Origin of the sequence: Sphingomonas sp. GCM10030256 (genome assembly GCF_042666415.1) — a bacterium.
Classification (GTDB): domain Bacteria; phylum Pseudomonadota; class Alphaproteobacteria; order Sphingomonadales; family Sphingomonadaceae; genus Sphingomicrobium.
Window position 1 is genome coordinate 1423583 of the sequence record NZ_JBHTDI010000001.1, and the last position, 16801, is coordinate 1440383.

18 protein-coding genes are annotated in these 16801 nt (G+C 65.0%); 9 read left to right on the top strand and 9 right to left on the bottom strand.

What is annotated here, in order from left to right:
* Nucleotides 1-97: 97 nt before the first annotated feature.
* The gene (locus ACFQPG_RS07165) at nt 98-508 is read left to right on the top strand and encodes an ExbD/TolR family protein (RefSeq protein WP_380811416.1); all 411 of its coding nucleotides are present in this window, start codon (nt 98-100) and stop codon (nt 506-508) included.
* 149 nt (nt 509-657) lie between these two features.
* On the opposite strand, the gene ACFQPG_RS07170 is transcribed toward ACFQPG_RS07165, so the two are convergent.
* A complete protein-coding gene (locus ACFQPG_RS07170) occupies nt 658-2451 on the bottom strand; it encodes an ABC transporter transmembrane domain-containing protein (protein WP_380811418.1) in 1794 nt (597 codons plus the stop codon).
* Nucleotides 2452-2588: 137 nt separating this feature from the next.
* Between ACFQPG_RS07170 and ACFQPG_RS07175 the strand changes: the two genes are divergently transcribed.
* A complete protein-coding gene (locus ACFQPG_RS07175; protein WP_380811420.1) occupies nt 2589-3809 on the top strand; it encodes a polyhydroxyalkanoate depolymerase in 1221 nt (406 codons plus the stop codon).
* Here the strand turns inward: ACFQPG_RS07175 and ACFQPG_RS07180 are convergent.
* The 3 genes from ACFQPG_RS07180 to ACFQPG_RS07190 form a co-directional block, all read right to left on the bottom strand.
* A complete protein-coding gene (locus tag ACFQPG_RS07180; RefSeq protein WP_380811422.1) occupies nt 3806-5578 on the bottom strand; it encodes a tetratricopeptide repeat protein in 1773 nt (590 codons plus the stop codon). The two genes, ACFQPG_RS07175 and ACFQPG_RS07180, sit on opposite strands and share 4 nt — an antisense overlap.
* Nucleotides 5579-5915: 337 nt before the next feature.
* Nucleotides 5916-6167 (bottom strand): hypothetical protein, encoded by a 252-nt coding sequence (locus ACFQPG_RS07185; RefSeq protein WP_380811424.1) that lies wholly within the window; start codon nt 6165-6167, stop codon nt 5916-5918.
* Between the two features lie 35 nt (nt 6168-6202).
* Nucleotides 6203-6802 carry a DUF4126 domain-containing protein gene (locus ACFQPG_RS07190; protein ID WP_380811425.1) on the bottom strand — a complete coding sequence of 200 codons (600 nt, stop codon included), beginning with the start codon at nt 6800-6802 and terminating at the stop codon, nt 6203-6205.
* Nucleotides 6803-6933: 131 nt separating this feature from the next.
* Between ACFQPG_RS07190 and ACFQPG_RS07195 the strand changes: the two genes are divergently transcribed.
* Nucleotides 6934-7638 carry a head GIN domain-containing protein gene (locus tag ACFQPG_RS07195; RefSeq protein ID WP_380811427.1) on the top strand — a complete coding sequence of 235 codons (705 nt, stop codon included), beginning with the start codon at nt 6934-6936 and terminating at the stop codon, nt 7636-7638.
* A gap of 36 nt (nt 7639-7674) precedes the next feature.
* Here ACFQPG_RS07195 and ACFQPG_RS07200 read toward each other — a convergent pair whose 3' ends face one another.
* From ACFQPG_RS07200 to ACFQPG_RS07215, 4 genes are all read right to left on the bottom strand, one after another.
* Nucleotides 7675-8862 carry an acetyl-CoA C-acyltransferase gene (locus tag ACFQPG_RS07200; RefSeq protein WP_380811429.1) on the bottom strand — a complete coding sequence of 396 codons (1188 nt, stop codon included), beginning with the start codon at nt 8860-8862 and terminating at the stop codon, nt 7675-7677.
* 125 nt (nt 8863-8987) lie between these two features.
* Complete coding sequence (locus tag ACFQPG_RS07205; RefSeq protein WP_380811431.1) at nt 8988-9443, bottom strand: MaoC family dehydratase; 456 nt, start codon at nt 9441-9443, stop codon at nt 8988-8990.
* A gap of 12 nt (nt 9444-9455) precedes the next feature.
* Complete coding sequence (locus ACFQPG_RS07210; protein ID WP_380811433.1) at nt 9456-10499, bottom strand: mechanosensitive ion channel family protein; 1044 nt, start codon at nt 10497-10499, stop codon at nt 9456-9458.
* 49 nt (nt 10500-10548) lie between these two features.
* Complete coding sequence (locus ACFQPG_RS07215) at nt 10549-11682, bottom strand: DNA topoisomerase IB (protein WP_380811435.1); 1134 nt, start codon at nt 11680-11682, stop codon at nt 10549-10551.
* Nucleotides 11683-11720: 38 nt separating this feature from the next.
* Between ACFQPG_RS07215 and ACFQPG_RS07220 the strand changes: the two genes are divergently transcribed.
* Nucleotides 11721-12278, top strand: a complete 558-nt coding sequence (locus tag ACFQPG_RS07220) for a DJ-1/PfpI/YhbO family deglycase/protease (protein ID WP_380811437.1) — start codon at nt 11721-11723, stop codon at nt 12276-12278.
* 10 nt (nt 12279-12288) lie between these two features.
* Complete coding sequence (locus tag ACFQPG_RS07225; RefSeq protein WP_380811439.1) at nt 12289-12786, top strand: hypothetical protein; 498 nt, start codon at nt 12289-12291, stop codon at nt 12784-12786.
* Nucleotides 12787-13198: 412 nt separating this feature from the next.
* Here the strand turns inward: ACFQPG_RS07225 and ACFQPG_RS07230 are convergent, their stop codons facing one another.
* Nucleotides 13199-13366 carry a hypothetical protein gene (locus ACFQPG_RS07230; protein ID WP_380811441.1) on the bottom strand — a complete coding sequence of 56 codons (168 nt, stop codon included), beginning with the start codon at nt 13364-13366 and terminating at the stop codon, nt 13199-13201.
* 106 nt (nt 13367-13472) lie between these two features.
* Here ACFQPG_RS07230 and ACFQPG_RS07235 point away from each other — a divergent pair, with 106 nt between their 5' ends.
* The 4 genes from ACFQPG_RS07235 to rfbB all read left to right on the top strand — a co-directional run bounded on the left by ACFQPG_RS07235 (nt 13473) and on the right by rfbB (nt 16481).
* Nucleotides 13473-13682: a hypothetical protein gene (locus tag ACFQPG_RS07235; RefSeq protein WP_380811443.1), complete on the top strand. Its 210-nt coding sequence runs from the start codon at nt 13473-13475 to the stop codon at nt 13680-13682.
* A 541-nt stretch (nt 13683-14223) separates the two neighbouring features.
* Nucleotides 14224-15000, top strand: coding sequence for a metallophosphoesterase (locus ACFQPG_RS07240; RefSeq protein ID WP_380811445.1), 777 nt, complete (start codon nt 14224-14226; stop codon nt 14998-15000).
* Complete coding sequence (locus ACFQPG_RS07245) at nt 14997-15389, top strand: hypothetical protein (RefSeq protein ID WP_380811447.1); 393 nt, start codon at nt 14997-14999, stop codon at nt 15387-15389. The genes ACFQPG_RS07240 and ACFQPG_RS07245 overlap by 4 nt, the downstream gene beginning before the upstream one ends.
* Nucleotides 15390-15392: 3 nt before the next feature.
* Nucleotides 15393-16481 (top strand): dTDP-glucose 4,6-dehydratase, encoded by a 1089-nt coding sequence (rfbB, locus tag ACFQPG_RS07250; RefSeq protein ID WP_380811449.1) that lies wholly within the window; start codon nt 15393-15395, stop codon nt 16479-16481.
* Nucleotides 16482-16801: the final 320 nt, after the last annotated feature.

The following is a 16801-nucleotide window of genomic DNA, read 5'->3' on the forward strand; positions in this document are numbered from 1 at the left end:
TGCGCACTTTCGGGCCTGATCAGCAGAGAAAGCCTCTTTTCACCCCGTGCATGTTATGTAACAACATACCTGCCTGGCGAGGAGATGGATTATGCAGATGACGCGCAGTTCCGATGCTACTCCGATGGTGGAGATGAATACGACGCCGCTGATCGACGTCATGCTGGTTCTGCTTGTCATGTTGATCATCACGATCCCGCTGCAAAGCCATGCGGTAAAGCTGGATCTCCCAAACGGCTCGCCGCCGGAGATTGGCGTGAGGGCAACCAAGAACAAGCTGGTCGTCAGCAATGCCGGTCAGCTGTTCTGGAACGGCGCGGCGGTCGACCGTGCGCAGCTGCGCCAACTGCTGGACACGAGCGCGCAGATGACGCCGACGCCTGAACTCCACCTCCAGCCGGACGCTCTGGCGCCTTATGCGGTGTTGGATGAGGTGCTGGCCATAACCAAGCGCGCCCAGGTCACCAAGGTCGGCTTCGTCGGCAACGAGGCCTACGCGCGATTCTGAGGGTGGGGCGCTCCCTGCAACCTCCCTCCCATCTGCATCCCACCTTGCAGACGCTCGCTCCTTAGCTCCCCTTGTCAGCGCTAGCGGAAGGGGCAGGACTTGGCGGTTTCAGTGATCTGATCGACCGGACCTGAAGGCTTGTCAGCACGTCACGCCGCCTCACCCTGGAACTGCAGCCGCGCCAGCCGTGCGTAGAGGCCGTTCTCCCGCGTCAATGCGGCATGCGTCCCTTCCTCGACGATCCGCCCGTCGTCCATGACGATGATCCGGTCGGCGGCGCGGACCGTCGCCAGGCGGTGAGCGATCACTACCGTGGTGCGAGTGGTCATCAGCCGCTCGAGCGCGTCCTGAACAAGCGCCTCGCTCTCGGCGTCCAGCGCGCTGGTGGCTTCGTCGAGCAGCAGGAGAGGGGCGTCGCGCAGGAGCGCGCGGGCGATGGCGATACGCTGGCGCTGGCCCCCGGACAGGCGAGCGCCGCCTTCACCGAGGAAGGTATCGTATCCCTCGGGGAGCGAAGTCAGGAATCCGTGCGCATTGGCGGCGCGCGCGGCGGCCTCGATCTCTTCACGGCTTGCATCCCATCGCCCGTAGCGGAGATTGTCCAGCGCGGACGCGGCGAAGATCACCGTTTCCTGCGGCACCAGCGCGGTGCGCGCCCGGACCGCCGCCGGGTCCGCGTCGCGCAGGTCGACGCCGTCGAGCAGAAGGCGGCCGCCCTGCGGATCGTAAAAGCGTAGCGCCAGCTGGAACAGCGTCGACTTGCCTGCTCCCGAGGGCCCCACTACTGCCACTGTCTCTCCGGGGGCGACGGAGAGGCTTAGGTTGTGCAGCGCCTTGTCATCCGGCCGGGTCGGATAGCGAAACTCGACATTCTCGAAGGTGAGCGCGCCGCGGGCAGGCTCCGGGAGGGCAACTGGGTTGCCGGGAGCGCGGATCTCGGCCCGCGCGGCGATCAGCTCGGCAATCCGCGCTGCCGCGCCGGAGCCGCGCAGAAGGTCGCCGTAGGTCTCGGTCAGCGCTCCAAAGGCCCCGCCAACCAGCAGGCCCGTGAAGACGAACGCCGCGATCGAGCCGCCGGTCATCCGCCCCGCGGCAACGTCGCTCGTTCCTTCCCAGATGATGAGAACGATGGCTCCGAACACCAGGGCGATGATGGTTACGGTCATGACCGCGCGGAGCCGGTTGCGCTTTCGGGCGGTCACGAACGCACCCTCGACGGTCTCGGCGAAGCGTTGTTCCTCTCGATGCTCCTGCCCAAAGGCCTGGACGATCTTCATCGCTCCGAGCACCTCGCTGACGGTGGAGCCGACGTCGGCGATGCGGTCCTGGCTGGCTCGGCTGAGCGAGCGGATTTTGCGCCCGAACAGGAGGATCGGTCCGAACAGCAGAGGGATCCCAACCAGCAGCATCCCGGCGAGCTTCGGGGAAAGGAAGAACAGGTAGATCGTTCCGCCCACGCCGGTGACCAGGTTGCGCAGGGCGATGGACACGGAGGAGCCGACGACCTGCTCCAGGATGGCGGTGTCGGCGGTAAGCCGGGAAGCGATCTCGGAGGGGCGGTTTTCCTCGAAGAAACGCGGTGGGAGGGTCAGGAGGTTGCGCTGCACCTGGCGGCGGAGGTCGGCGACGGTGCGCTCACCCAGCCATGACACGAAATAGAAGCGAAAGCCGGTGGCAACTGCCAGGACGGCCACGATCAACAGCAGGTAGCGGAAGGCCTCGCCAACCGCGGCACTGCTGATCGCGCCGCCGCTGAACCCCTGATCGATGATCCGCTTGAATCCCGCGGGGATTGCGAGCGTCGCGCCGGAGGACAAGGCAAGGAAAAACAAAGCGGCGGCGATCCGCCCCGGATAACGGGCTGTGGCACGCCACACGAGCTTGAGATTGGCGATGCTGCGGCCTGACTTGTCGCCGTCTTTTGGATCGTCCGCGCTGGCCATGCGCGCCGGTTAGCAGGGGGGTAGGGAGCGGGCAATGCGACCTGCCCACGCCGCGGTTTGAGCCGACCTTTCCGCTTGCCGATGGACCCTTTCCGTCCCACACCGGTTTCTTAGGGAAACGCTTTTCGGGAATCTGGATGTTTTACGACGCGTACGAAATGCAGCGGTCATGGCTGGCGGGAGCAAGCCAGCTGGCAAATCTCTCCGCGAACTGGCTCAACAGCCCGGCAAATCCCCTCAGCTACAGTTCCATGGGCCCGATCGTCGCCGCAAGCCTGGATGTGTTCGCCCATGCATCGGCGCCCCGCGGCAAGCCCGCCTTCAACCTGTTCGATACGCCGATTGACGGCAAGCTGGTTCCCGTCCGCGAGGAGATCGTCCTGCGCAAGCCGTTCGGGCAGCTGAAGCATTTCCAGCGCGACGGTGCGCCCGAGGGGCAGCCAAAACTGCTGATCGTCGCCCCGATGTCCGGCCATTACGCGACGTTGCTGCGCGGGACGGTGGAACGGCTGCTGCCCGGGCATGAGGTGTTCATCACTGACTGGCGAGACGCCAAGTTGGTGCCGCTCGGCGAAGGCAGCTTCGACCTCGACGACTATGTCGATTATCTGATCGAATTCCTGGAGGCGATCGGCCCGGGCGCCCATGTCCTGGCAGTGTGCCAGCCGTCCGTCCCGGCTCTGGCCGCGACCGCGCTGATGAACGCCGACCGGCATCCGGCCCGGCCCAAGACGCTGACGCTGATGGGCGGGCCGATCGACACCCGTGAAGCTCCCACCGCCGTCAACACGCTGGCGACGCAGCGTCCGCACGCCTGGTTCCAGCAGAACGTCATCGCCACCGTGCCGCGGATCTACCCGGGCGGCGGGCGCAAGGTGTATCCCGGCTTCCTGCAGCTGGCTGGCTTCATGACGATGAACCTCGGCAGCCACCTCGTCAGCCATTGGGAAATGTTCAAGCATCTGGTGGTCGGCGACGACGAGAGCGCAGACGCGACCGGCGATTTCTACGCCGAATATCGCGCGGTGTGTGACATGACGGCCGAATTCTACCTGCAAACGGTCGACGCGGTGTTCCAGCGGCACCTGCTCCCGAAGGGCGAGTTCATGCATCGTGGCCGCCCGGTCGACGTCGCGGCAATCACCGACACGGCACTGCTGGCGATCGAGGGCGAGCGCGACGACATCTCGGGCCTCGGCCAGACAAAGGCCGCCCTGAAGCTCGCCACTGACCTTCCAGCCGCGAAGAAGAAATATCACCTCGCCAGGGAGGTCGGGCATTACGGCATCTTCAACGGCCGCAAGTGGCGCGAACGGATCGCTCCGGTCGTGGAGAACTGGATCGCCGCGAACCGCTAAAGCCGCTCCATCCGCAGCCAGTTCGGGTCGCCCATCCACGCCCGCCTGAGCGCGGCCTGCGCGGCGAGAGCCTGCGGCTTGTGGCCAAGCCTGGTCTCCGCCGCGGCGAGGCCGTAGAGGGCCCAGCCGTTGTTCGGAAATTGAGCCAGCGCGCCTTCAAACGCGTCGCGCGCCTCTTCGAAACGTCCCGCCCTGTACAGTGCAGCGCCGAGCGATTGCTTGACCGGATAATACCAGTAGGGCGGTTCCATGTAGGGGATGCGCTGCTCCAGCGCGGCCGCTTGCTCGAACAGAGTGACGGCCTCGCCATGCCGCCCAGCGGCGGACGCCAGCCGGGCGCGCGCAACTGTTTCCGCCAGCCCCAGCAGGTCGCGGGCGGGCACGCCCTGGTCGATCATCGTCTGCAGTCCCGGCGCTGCGGCGAGGGCGCGCAGGGCCGCAGTTTCCTTATCGAAGCCGGTGCGGTCGCCCTGCTGGGCGTGCGCCACAGCCCGGGCGTAGTGCCGCATGCCGGTCACATAGGTCAGCCGCGGGTCCGGCGCGGGCATCGCCAGGATGGTCGCTGGCCGGGCGAATTGGGCGGCGGCAAAGAAGGGCGCTGCGTGGATGGCCTGGGTCCAGGCGATCTTCGCGCCGGTTTCGGTATCGACGATTCCTTCCAGCCGTTTGGCTTCGCGGATGGCGAGGGGCAGATCGCCGGCCATCTGCGCCGAGGCGACGATGAAATGCACGTTGTGCGGGTAGTAGCCGAAGCGGACCATGCCCCGGTCGCCCGACTGCTTGATCCATGCTTCGTCGGCGCGTGCCGCAGCGATGTTCGCCTTGATCGAATCCTGCCACCTTCCGAGCCGGTAGTAGATGTGCGCGGGCATGTGGACGAGGTGCCCGGGCGTTGGCGCCAGCGGCTTCGCCAGCCGGTCGGCGGCGGCCTCGGCCTTCTTCGGGTCCGGCCCGTTCTCCATCAGGTGGATGTAAAGGTGCGCGGCTTGCGGATGGTCGGCGTTGCGGGCGAGAACGGTCTCGACCAGTTGCACCGCCTCACCGATGCGCGGATTGGGAGTGCGGCGGTCGGCCTGCCAGTAATCCCACGGCTTCGTGTCCATTGCTGCTTCTGCGGCGAGCAGCGCAAGGTCGTCGTTGGCCGGGTGGGCCGCTGCGGCAGCAAGCATGGCGTCGGCATAAGCGGCATCCAGTGCGGCGCGGTCCGCCTTCGGATCGGCGGAGTAGCGCTTTCCGATTGCCGCGATCAGTGCCTGTTCGGCGGGCTTGCTGCGGCCTGCGAGCGCCGTCGCGCGTGCAACGGCGGCGAGCGCCTGCCGGTTCGCCTCGGCATCCATCGGCGCGTTGATGTTCGGACCATGGGCTACCGCTTCGCCCCACCAGCACATGGCACAATCAGGGTCGCGCCGCTGCGCTTCCCTGAACGAGGAGATCGCCGCCGCATGGTTGAAGCCGTAGGCGAAGGCGAGGCCCTGGTCGAAATAAGCCTGTGCCTTTGGGTTGCTGGTGGTGACCGGGAAGTTCACCTTTCCCATGCCGTCGTAGATAGGCGGCGCCTTTGCTGCGGCGGGCGCCTTGCTGACAATGGCGGCAGCGAGCGCGAGTTGCGCCCGCATTCCTCGCCCGCCCTTGCCGCCGCACAGGCTCGCGAAGCGCGTGCTCGGGTCGAGGTAGGCCATCAATTGGGGTGAGTAACTCGGCGTCGGATCCACGCTCATCAGCGTACCGGCGGCCAGGACGAGCGCAGACACCCGCACCTTGCCAGTCATCGCCACCTCCACGATTTGGAAGCGGGGCACTATAGCAGATCAGGAAGCGAGTCGGCAGAAGGGTTAAGTGCCTGAAAGTCCTTGAAAAGGCCCGCTGCGGCCTTATCTGTCGACCAGTGTTCAACAACTGAAAGGAGGTGGTCGAATGTCTCATTGTCCCAGGTCGGTGAGCGTCGCCTCCGCCGGAGCGTTCGCTTAAGCGTCAGGCCCTCACCGGCTCGACAATGGAAAGGCCGCTCGGGTTCGCGCCCGGGCGGCCTTTCGACTGTCTGGCGGTCCCGCTGTGCTTCTCATCCGCAGCGAGGGCTGGTGCCCGAAGCCTTGTTGGCCAGTGCGTTCATTCCGCTTGCTTGATGGACGCTTCAACCATCCGCTGCCACACTTCCGCATCGCCGGCGGATGCGGCCGCGTCATCGGCTTCGCGGATCGCGTGCAGGACGGCGAGCGCCTGGTTGCGGTGCTTTGGCCAATGCTGATTGACGTGCTCGCCGGCGGAAGGCTCGCTGCCCTCCGCATTCTTGCTGTGCTCGGCCGCGCAGAGCACGCGTGCGATCCGTTCGACGAGGTTAGTGTTGGCGGTGTCGGCCACTGATGAATCCCTCCTGCTTGTGGAAGAGAGAACCTTCAAGCAGGGGTTCGGTTCACCGGCGGCAGGATCCGCCGCACCAGGCGCCGCGCCGCCAGCACCAGCCACAGCGAAAGCAGCACCAGGATCAGCGCGATCAGGGCAGCTGCGACCGGGTTCGCGATGGCAAGCGCAAGCAGCCCGCCGGTCGCGACATCCTCCGCAGTCGATACGGCAATATTGCTGAAAGGTTCGGGGCTGGCGTTGACGATCGCCCGGGCTCCCGCCTTGCCGGCATGCGCCACGAAGGCCGCCCCGCCGCCGAGCAGGAAGCTGCCGACCTGCCACGCCGGGTCGCCGGCATCGACGATCGCCAGGCTGAGCAATGCTCCGCCGATCGGCCGAACGACGGTATGGATGCTGTCCCATGCGCTATCGATCCAGGCGATCTTGTCGGCGAAGAACTCGAACAGCGCCGCGACGCCGGTCAGGCCGATCAGCCATGGGTTGGCGAGCACATCCAGGGCTGCGAGCTGCTGCGGAAGATCGACATAGCCCCATCGCATCGCAATGCCGGTGACAAAGGTCACGAGGTATAGCCGCCAGCCCGCGAGCAGGCTGGTCGAAGCGGCGAGGGCGAGCAGTTCGACGGCGGTCATGGGGGCAGCAACGCACCGCGATCGTTCCGGTGCCGTCAGGGTCTCGTCCCTCCGTTCGTCCCTTGATCGAACACGTGTTACGACGCCTCAGGACGTGCGCTACAGATGTAGCGTCTTCATCGGAGGTTCCCATGGTCGGTTTTCAAACCGCGCTTACGGCCGCGATCGTCGTGGCCGTCACATCCAGCACCGGCGCCGGCGCCCTGCACCTTCCGGCCGCGTCCGTGATCGCCGTGGGCCGTGGACCTGCTGTCGTCGGCAGCGGCCGGATCGTCAGTCAGCGCCGGCCAGTCGGTAATTTCAGGACAATAGAGGTGCGGGATGCCGCCGACGTCGCCGTGCGTGTGGGGCCAAGGCAGTCGTTGGTCGTCACCACGGACGACAATCTCCTGCCGCTCATCCGGTCTCAGATCCGGAACCGCGACAAGCTGGTGGTGGAAAGCGTGGGTTCTTATCGCACCGCGCGGGCGCCGCGGATAACGATCACAGTGCCTCGGCTCGCGGCCTTCGCCCTCCGCGGCAGCGGCGACGCCGTTATCGAGGGAGTGAACGGGGACAGCCTGGCGCTTGCGATAGCGGGTTCGGGAGACATCCGGGCACGCGGGCGTACCGGATCGCTCAGCGTGGCGATCAACGGTTCGGGCGACGTCGATGCCCGCCAGCTTGTCTCCCGAAACGCGGCCGTCGTGATCAGCGGCAGCGGCGACGCCACGGTCCGGGCAAGCGGGGCGCTGACCGGGGTGACGCAGGGCTCTGGCACCGTGAACTACATCGGCCGCCCGGCGATGATCTCCGTCCGCACTGCGGGAGCGGGCAGCGTTCGGCAGGCCCGGTGACAACCGCGCCTAGCATGATCTTGCGCGCCGACTCGCCTACAGGACCTCGAACAGCCCCGCTGCGCCCATGCCGCCGCCGACGCACATCGTGACCACGACGTACTGAGCTCCGCGGCGCTTGCCTTCGAGCAGCGCGTGGCCCGTCAGGCGCGCGCCGCTCATGCCGTAAGGATGGCCGATCGAGATGGCGCCGCCGTTGACGTTGAGCAGTCCGTCCGGGATGCCGAGCTTGTCCTGGCAATAGAGCACCTGCACCGCAAACGCTTCGTTCAGCTCCCACAAGCCGATGTCTTCGACCTTCAGCCCGAAGCGATTGAGGAGCTTGGGGACCGCAAACACCGGGCCGATGCCCATCTCGTCGGGCTCGGTGCCCGCGACAGCCATGCCGAGGTAGCGGCCGAGCGGCTCGAGACCCTTTTTCTCCGCCAGTGAGGAATCCATCACCACGCAGGCCGAGGCGCCGTCCGACAGCTGGCTCGCGTTGCCGGCGGTGATCAGCGCTTCGGGACCCATCACGGGCTGCAGGGAGGCAAGCCCTTCCAGCGTGGTCTCGGGGCGGTTGCCTTCGTCCTTGGCCAGCGTGATCTCCTTCATGGAGACCTCGCCCGTTTCCTTGTCCTTCACGCCCATTCTGGCGGTGACCTCGACGATCTCGTCGGCGAACTTGCCGGCGGCCTGAGCCGCCGCGGTGCGCTGCTGTGAGCGCAGGGCATATTCGTCGCAGCGGTCGCGGCTGATGTTGTAGCGGGTGCCAACCACCTCGGCCGTCTGGATCATCGGCATGTAGACGCCGTTATGCATGCTCAGCAGCTCGGGATCGGGGCCGACCCGCATCTCGGGGGTCTGGACCAGCGAGATGCTCTCCACCCCGCCGGCGACGCACACGTCCATGCGGTCGACGATGACCTGCTTGGCAGCGGTGGCGATCGCCATGAGGCCCGACGCGCACTGGCGGTCGATCGACATGCCGGCAACGCCGACACCCAGCCCGGCGCGGAGGGCTGCGGTCCGCCCGATGGTGGTCTGCACGCCCTGCTGAAGCGCCGCGCCGATCACGCAATCCTCGATCTCCTGCGGCTCCACACCGGCACGCTCGACAGCTGCGCGGATCGCGTGGGCGGCGAGGGTTGGCGACGGGGTGGCATTGAAGGCGCCGCGATAGGCTCGGCCGATCGGGGTCCGGGCGGTGGAGACGATAACGGCGTCGCGAGCGGCGGTGGGCATTGGTGGCTCCTTTCGAGAGGGTCCGCTGCCCTACGCCCGTGAGCGCTGAGCTTGCCGAAGCCCTGTCTTGGTACGGTGGCAGCTAGAGAAAGTAGCGCCCTTCGACAAGCTCGGGGCCATGGGCTTCAGACAAACAAGAGGCCCAGCCAGACTGCAGTCAAAGCCGGCTTGTCCCCGCCCTCGATCTCTACCGTCACGGCGTGGCGGGTGAGCAGCTGCCCTGGTGCCTTTTCGGTCGCGTCCTCCAGCACGAAGCGGCCGCGGACCCGGCTGCCGGAGCGTACCGGAGCCAGGAACCGGACGCGGTCGAAGCCATAATTGACGCCCATCTTGAGTCCCTCGGGCACCAGCATCACGTCATACGCCATCCGCGAAAGCAATGAGAGCGAGAGGAAGCCGTGGGCAATGGTGCCGCCGAACGGTGTCCTGGCGGCGGATTCGGGATCGACGTGGATGAACTGATGATCGTCGGTCGCGTCGGCGAACGCGTCGATCCGGCTCTGGTCGACCGTGATCCAAGCGGATACGCCGATTTCCGAGCCAACACGCGAGTGAATCTCATCTAGGCTGGCAATCGGCATTGTCGGTCCTTCTCAGAACGGGGCAAGCGGAGGCGGCGCTTCGGATGCTCGAAGCAGGGACAGCTCGCGGGCCTGCAGCGCGACGGCCAGCGCCCGGATGATATCGGAGCGGTGGCGCGCGACGCGATCGTTGTCGATCGTGCCGTCGTCATAGACCAGTTCATAGGCTGCTGCGCCCGCGCCGAAGCCGGTCACCGCGCAGCGGACCAGCTTGCATCCTTCCGGCGAGCCCACCGCCTCGGCGGCAGCCGTCTCTATTGCGTCCAGCTGTTCGATGCCGGTCTCGACCGCGAAGTGGATTGTGATCCGTCGGGCGCTGGCCTGCGCGAGATTGCGGATCTCACGTTCAAGCAGCTTCGTGTTGGCCATGATGACCTGCTCGCCCGAGAGCGAGCGAAAGCGGGTCGTCTTGAGACCAATCTTCTCCACCGTGCCGGTGGTCTGGTCGAAGCGGATGATGTCCCCGCGGCGGAACGGCCGGTCGAACAGTATGGCCAGCGCCGCGAAGAGGTCGGAAAAGATGCCCTGCGCCGCCAGGCCGATGGCGATGCCGCCGATGCCCAGGCCGGCGACCAGCGCGGTGACATTGACGCCCAGATTGTCCAGGATGACGATGATCGCGACAGCGAACAGCGCGACGCTGACCAGCACGCGGATCAAGCCCATCGCATTTTCGAGGGCATTTCCGCCGGGCTCGTCGCCGATCCGCTGGCTGATTGCTCCGAGGATCAGCTCGCGGCCCCACACGGCACCCTGCAGCGCGAACGCGACCACGAACGCCACATCGAACAAGCGGCCGATCCGTTGCGGCGGCTGCGCATAGCTGACGACGATCGCCAAGGCGGCGGAAACCATGAACAACAGGCTGGTCTTCGCCATCACCCGGCCGATTACCCCCCGCCAGCTTCGGCAGTTCGGATCCGAACGGACGACGCGATGGCCGACGTGGCGAAGCAGCAGCATGGCGGCAACGATGACGGCCGCGACGATGCTTCCGATCAGCAATGCGTCGAGGTTAAGGACGAGCCAGTCGAGGAAGCGGCGGAGTTTGATCATCGAGCGCGGGGATGACGGGCTTTGGCGGCGGGTTCAAGGGAGGCGCCGGTCACTCCGCGGCGAGCTTGCCTTCATCGATCTTCTCCGCAACCCGATCGACCTCGGCCGGTCCGCCAGTCTCCGCAGCCTGGATCGCGGCTTCGACCTCTGCGGGTACGGCCGCTTTTTTCGCTTTGGTCGCCCCGCGCTTGCGGCGGCCCTTCAGGAGGAAGTCGAGCAGGCCAACCTCACAGCTCGACAGCCACTTGCGCGCTCGCGGCCGTTCGAAGCCTCCCAATGGATCGAAGGGGTTGTCGCGAGTTGCCTCGATCAGCTTGGGATGGACGTAACTCTTGCGGCTGATCGCGGGCGTATTGCCCAGCGCTTCGGCAACCGGCTCCAGCATGGTCTTCAGGCTGAGCTTGCGCCGCTCCTCTTCCTGCGCCTCGAGCATCTGCTCAAAGGCGAGCACGCTGGCGCCCCAGGTCCGGAAGTTCTTGGCTGTGAAGTCGCCGCCGCTCGCCTCGCGAAGATATTCGTTCACGTCGGCCGAGGTGATCGCCACCGGCTCTCCATCCTCGCCGATGTACTGAAACAGGTTCTGGCCAGGCAGCTCGGCCACTCGGGATACCACGCGCTTGAGATTGGAATCGCTGATCGGGACTTCGTGGACAATGCCGTGCTTGCCCTTGAAGCGCATCTTCAGCTTGCTGCCTTCCTTCTTCAGATGGCGGTTGCGCAGCGTAGTTGCGCCGTAGCTCTTGTTCTCGCTGGCATATTGCTCGTTCCCGATGCGGATGAAGCTGGTATCGAGGAGGCGCACAACCGCCGCAAGAACGTTTTCGCGGCTGAGCTTTCGCTTTTGCAGATCGGCTTCCACCTTGCGGCGAAGCTTGGGCAGCGCGGCGCCGAATTCCAGCGTGCCGCTATATTTGTTCTTGTCCTGCCGGGCGCGGAAATCCTGGTGGTAGCGATACTGCTTCCGGCCCTTGGCATCGCGGCCAGTGGCTTGAATGTGGCCGTTGACGTAGGGGCAGAACCAGGCATCGGTGTAAGCCGGGGGCAGTGCGATCGCGTTCAGCCGGTCGATCTCGTCCCGGTCGGTAATCCGATTGCCGTCCGGCGAGAAGTAGGCCCACTTGCCTTTCACGAGCTGGCGGGTGATCCCGGGCTGGTCATCGTTGCAGTGCCGAAGCTGAACCATCTTGCCAGCACAAGTGCCGCTGAGGCACGGTTTGTTCCGTGACCGCCCCGAAAGTCCTGATCATGGCGAGCGACGGCTTCGAGGAGGCCGAGCTGTTTGTGCCGCTCGAACTGCTGCGCCAGCACGGCTGTAAGGTCGCCGTCGCCGCGCCGACGAACGCACCGATCCAAGCGACGGTGCTCGACGACCCCGGGCGAACGATCGCGCCCGACCTCTGCCTTGAAGAGGTCCAGGCCGCGGAGTGGGATGCGCTGCTGCTGCCCGGCGGGCTGATCAATCCCGATCATCTTCGGACCCGGCCGGAAGCGGTTGCGCTGGTCCGCAGCTTTGCCGAACTGGGCAAGGTGGTCGGGGCGATCTGCCATGGTCCTTGGCTGCTAGTCGAGGCTGACTTGCTGCGAGGGCGGCGCGCGACCTGCTGGCCTTCTATCCGAACCGACCTGCGCAATGCCGGTGCCGAGTTGGTCGACCTGCCGGTGGTGGCGGACGGGCGGATCGTCACTGCAGTTGGCCCAGCCGATTCGGCCCGGTTTGCCGAGATGATTCTCGACCTTCTCGACCAGGCCTCAACCGATCGGAAAGAATTGCCTGCCTAAGCCTCTCTTCATGGACGGGGCAGGGGAAGGCGGCATCGCTGCTTGGCTGATGGATGTGGCCGCAGCGCTGGCGTTAGCCTGCGCCTGCGGGTTTGCAGGCGCATCGATCAGCGGGGCGGAAGTGGGTCTCGCGGGCGGGAGCACGGCCATGGCGCTGACGCTTGTAGGCCTGCGCCGAATCACGCCGGAACCGCAGAGTTACGTCCTTCCGGCTATCGTTCCAGGGACCTTTCCCATCCGGGAACCAGACGTGCTTGAGCTCACGGAAGTCGAGCCGCTGCTGCTGGAAGACGCTTTGAGTGAGGTTGAGCCGGGCACCCGGGTGATACGGTTGTTTGCAGCTCCGACGATGCCGACCGCGGGCGAGTTGGTCAGGCGGATTGAGACCCACTTGGGCCGGCAGCAGGACGGCCCGCCAAGAGACTCTGCCGCGGTTGTGCACTTGGAGGCAGATGCCTCGGCTGCGCTGCGCGAAGCTCTGGCGAACCTTCGGCGATCGATCGGCTAGGCGGCCAGCGGGAGCGCTTCAACGACAGGTTGAACGCTCTGGCAGGGCAGCGTTCCCGCTATCGGTGAGGAGCAGTACCGCCGACGCAAGCTGACAGAGTCGGAGGATCGAACTCTGGCGGATAATTTTGTGCCGGGCTCTATGTTTGGTGGTGCGGAGAGCCGATGGCTCCATCGTCGGGAGGTGCCGCCACATCCAATTCCCTTTGGGTGAGACCTGAGTCTCCAACCTCGTTGAGGGACGCTTGAGGCGACTGGCTCTGATGCAACTCGAAACGAGCTACGGCTCGGACCCTCACGGAAGCGGCAATATCCTAATCGGCCCCCTCGATTGCGGAGCCCCGAATGCATGATGGCCGATCGCTGAGAGCCTTCTCAGCGAGGGGGGGTCATCCGGCGAGGCGGCGAATCACTTAATGGCGACGGTCCGCGAGCCACAGAAGGGCGGCAAGGGTGGCGCCCGCTAGCGTTCCAACCAGCACCCACCAGCTCGCATCTCCGAGAAGCAAGCCTGAGATGAAGCCGGCGAGCGCGCCGACGGCGATCAGGATGCCTGCTGCCCGAGGCGGTGGTCTTTGCATCAATCCTGCCTGCCAGATCCCTGCGGCGATCGCCAGCAATGGTGAATCAGGCGTTCAGCAAGCCTGTTGCGGCAAAAGGTAATGTCGCGTGCGATAACGGTCGCCGATGGACATGCTGTTTATCGCCGGACGCGCAACGCTAGCTGACGCCGCTGACCTGATGGACCGGTTTGGCGACGATGCGGGGTTCGAGGCCGCGAGCCGTGCCGAGACCAGCCGCGATGCAGGAAACCTGCTGCGCTTTTGCCACTGGCGGCAGATCGAACGCGTGATCGCGAGACTGTCGTGCGAAGAGATCGGCGGTACGCTTCACTGAATGCCTGCCTGCAACTCCACAGCAATAAAGAAATTTGGCACTTCGATCTATTCGCATGGTGTACGTGATTGCCCATCGGACATGATTTTGTGAAATCGGTGGAGGTCTAGAACTGATCGGCATGGGCTCGTGTATTCAGCAGTGTCGGGAACATCTAGGACTTGCGTATGCTGGTGATCGGTGTCCTCCAGCGGAACGGCTTCCCGGTGCGGCCGTGCTCTCGGACGCTGGGAGGGCCTCGCCCGATCGCTGCCGGCGGCGCTAGTCATCGGCAAGCCGCTGATCGGGACGTACTGGCCAATCTGAGATCGCGGAGCAGGAGCTACCGGACTGCGGCGTAAGGATCGGTTAACTTGATCGATGGCCAACACTAACCTGCACTACCTATCCTTGCCGAAGGGCGAGTGGCAGGCCATGGGCTGCGCAGCCGGCGTATCGCGGTGGAGCGGTGAAGCCAGGAGCACGTGATCCGGGCAGACCTTGAGCTCATCAATGCGTTTCGGGTCAAAGCATTTGGAGTTGAGCAAGCGTGTTAAGGCGGTTGTTGTTCACGGCGCGAAAGGCGGCGATGGGGCCCAAAGGTTGCCGCGCTTACGTCGTTGGAGACGTCCACGGCCGTGCAGACCTACTGGATACGTTGCTGTGGCGGATAGAGGAAGACAATCGGAGCCGCGCCCCGAAGGTCTGCTACCTGGTGTTTCTGGGCGATCTTATCGACCGCGGTCCGGCTTCGGCTCAGGTGCTTGAAAGGTTATGCAGCTACTCGCCTGAGGGGATTAAACCCGTATTCCTAGCGGGCAATCACGAGGAAGTGCTGCTTCGAGTGCTGAATGGCGACGGCGACCTGCTGCCGCGTTGGCTGCGTTTTGGTGGCGCTGAGTTCGCGGCCAGTTACGGGTTGAACCCTGATGCCCTTGTCAGAGTGGAGCCTGCCGAGGCAATCGATCGGCTGAAATCGGCCATTCCGCCCGAGCACCGCTCCTTTGTGGCGGAATTCGCCGATACGTTTCGCTTCGGGGATTACCTGCTCGTCCATGCAGGCGTGCGTCCCGGCGTGCATTTAGATGAGCAGGAGCACCAAGACCTGCGGTGGATTCGGGAGCCGTTCTTGTCCGACCGACGCGACCATGGGTTCGTCGTGGTGCATGGACACACCATCACGGAAGAGGTGCAGGAGCGGCCCAACCGCATCGGCATCGACACGGGCGCGTATCGCACTGGAGTTCTGACGGCCTTGGCAATCGAGGAGGGGGAGCGCTGGTTCATTCAGCAAAACCTGCCAGCGATCCCTGAGGTTGGTGAGTCGGTCGCTTTATGAGCGAAGCGGGGCTATGGGCGCTTGGCAAGCTCGCTGGCACGCTGGGCGCTCGCCCGCAGCGCTGGCTGGCGACCTGCGCTGCGAAAGCAATCGGCTGCAATCTGTTTGAAGCCCTGATGTTGCCGGCGCCGGAGGTGTTCCCCCCCGAAAATTCCGTGACTGGGCAGCGCCGCACCTTGGGTCACATGAGAACGCTGGTTGGGGAAGAGCGGTTCGACTGTTTCACACTGATCGATGGGGACACCCGCGGTCAGGCCGCTTGTGCAGTGGCGATCTGCTCTGACGGTCTGGAGACCGCGATTACATGGCCGGCCAAGGGGCCAAGACTGACGGTGTTCAATGCCGGCCGCGCCGCGCCGGCTCTTTCCTCCGTTGGTGCGGAGTTCTGAGGGGTGGAGCGGGTGCTGGTCACCGGCGGGGCGGGGTTCATCGGCAGCGCGGTCGTGCGGCTGCTGGTCACCCGGGGCTTGCGTGTCGTGACCGTCGACAAGCTGACCTATTCGGGGACGCTTAGCTCGCTGGGGAGCGTGGCGGGAGCGGCTAATCATCGCTTTGTCGAGGCTGATATCGCGGACGCGGAACGCATCGGCGCCTTGCTGCGTGAAGAGCGGATCCAAGGGGTAATGCATCTTGCCGCTGAAAGTCACGTTGACCGCTCTATCGACGGGCCGGCGGTGTTCGTGGAGACAAATGTCGTTGGCACGTTCCGGCTGCTCGAAGCGATATTGGGTTATTGGGACGCGCTTGCCGGTCAAGAGCGTGAAGCGTTTCGCTTTCACCACATCTCGACCGACGAGGTGTATGGCGACTTGCCGTACGACAGTGGCGTAATCACCGAGACAACGCCGTACGCGCCATCATCACCTTATTCCGCATCCAAGGCGGCTTCGGACCATCTCGTGCGAGCGTGGCACTACACGTACGGCCTCCCCGTGGTGCTGTCGAACTGCTCGAACAATTACGGGCCGTTCCACTTTCCGGAAAAGTTGATCCCGTTGGTTATCCTTAACGCGCTGGAGGGTAAGCCGCTGCCGCTATACGGCCGGGGCGAGAATGTGCGCGACTGGATGTTCGTCGAAGACAATGCTCGGGCCCTCGAGCTGGTGCTGACGCGAGGGCGGGTTGGGCAGAGTTACAACGTTGGCGGCCGGGCGGAACGCACGAACCTGCAGGTGGTGGAAGCGATCTGCGAGCTCCTTGACGAGCGGCTGCCGCTTGGCGGCGCACGCAACCGGCGCTCGCTCATCCGCTTTGTCGCGGATCGGCCCGGGCACGACCGACGCTATGCAATCGACCCCTCGAAGGCCGAGCTCGAACTCGGCTGGCAGGCGGAAGAAGGCTTCGACTCCGGGTTGGCGAAGACGGTCGACTGGTACCTGGACAACCCGTGGTGGTGGCGGCCATTACGAGAGAAGCGCTACTCAGGCGACCGTCTGGGGCGGACGATCCGGGCAGCAGGCCCGCAGCCGGGCAGAGGCTAGGGTCAATGACCGTGGACTGGAACTTGTCGCTTCGGGGCGCCCGAAGCTAAATATGGAGGTATTGGGCATCGGAGCTGCCGCTCTTGCAGAGCTGAAGCTGTATATTGTGGTTGATGCCGCCACTTAGGTCGCCGTCCACAATCGTGCCGGCATTGCCAGGGTGTGCACGGCCGAAACCGGTATCGACCTGTTCAACAAGCAGGAGCGGGCGGGCCGGAGTTCCCCGCTTCCCAGGGGCAGCAGGTAAAGGATTGCTGCTGGTCACCCCTACGCCCGCTGAAGCGCAGTTTGGACTGACCACCATCAACATGAGAGTTGGC